The organism is Streptomyces swartbergensis, assembly GCF_002148965.1.
GTDB lineage: Bacteria > Actinomycetota > Actinomycetes > Streptomycetales > Streptomycetaceae > Streptomyces > Streptomyces swartbergensis.
Genome location: NZ_NGFN01000809.1, coordinates 1 through 769, shown reverse-complemented (window position 1 = coordinate 769; position 769 = coordinate 1). Strand labels below are relative to the sequence as shown.

Below are 769 nucleotides of genomic sequence, written 5' to 3'. Positions count from 1 at the left end.
GTGGCCGGGCTCGTGCGCCGGCTGGAGGGGCAGGGGCGGGCGGCCCGGGCCATGCGGGTCGTCGGTGCCGGGCACTCGCCCCAGGTGGACCCGCTGCTGCCGGAGCTCGCCGGCGCGCTGTCCGGCATCCGGGGCCGGCGGCCGCGCGTCCCGGTGTACTCCACCGTCCTCGACGACCCGCGCGGCGACTGCGTGTTCGACGCGGCCCACTGGGCGGCCAACCTCAGGCGGCCCGTCCGTCTGGACCGGGCGCTCGCAGCGGCCGCGGCCGACGGGCACACGGCGTTCGTCGAGATCTCGCCCCACCCGGTGCTGACCGGGGCCGTCGCCGACACCGTGCCCGATGCCCTGGCCCTGGCCACTCTGCGGCGGGACGCCGACGGGGCGGAGGCGTTCGCCGGGCAGCTGGGCGCCCTGTATGTGGCGGGCCGGCGGCTGCCCGTGCCGCCGGGCCGGGTCGTCGACCTGCCGGTTCCCCGGTGGCGGCACGTACGGCACTGGTGGACGGACGGCCGGGCCCGCACCGAGCCGGTGCAGGAGCGGGAGGAGCCTCCCGCCGAGGTGGCGGAACCCTCGTCGGTCCTGGCCCGGCTGACCCACCACATCGCCGCCGTCAGCGGCCACCCGCCCACCCGTGTCACCCGTGGCACGGCCCTGGCGGATCTAGGTCTGGACTCGCTGATGGCCGTCCGCGTCCGCACGGCCGTGGAGCGCGAGTTCGGCATCGAACTCCCCCTGCGCGACCTGTTCGCCGCCACCACCGTCGAAG

General features: G+C 77.6%; 1 protein-coding gene. It reads left to right on the top strand.

From position 1 onward, the window contains the following. The coding region (locus CA983_RS44465) for an acyltransferase domain-containing protein (protein WP_143645899.1) at positions 1–769 on the top strand (769 nt) is incomplete at both ends.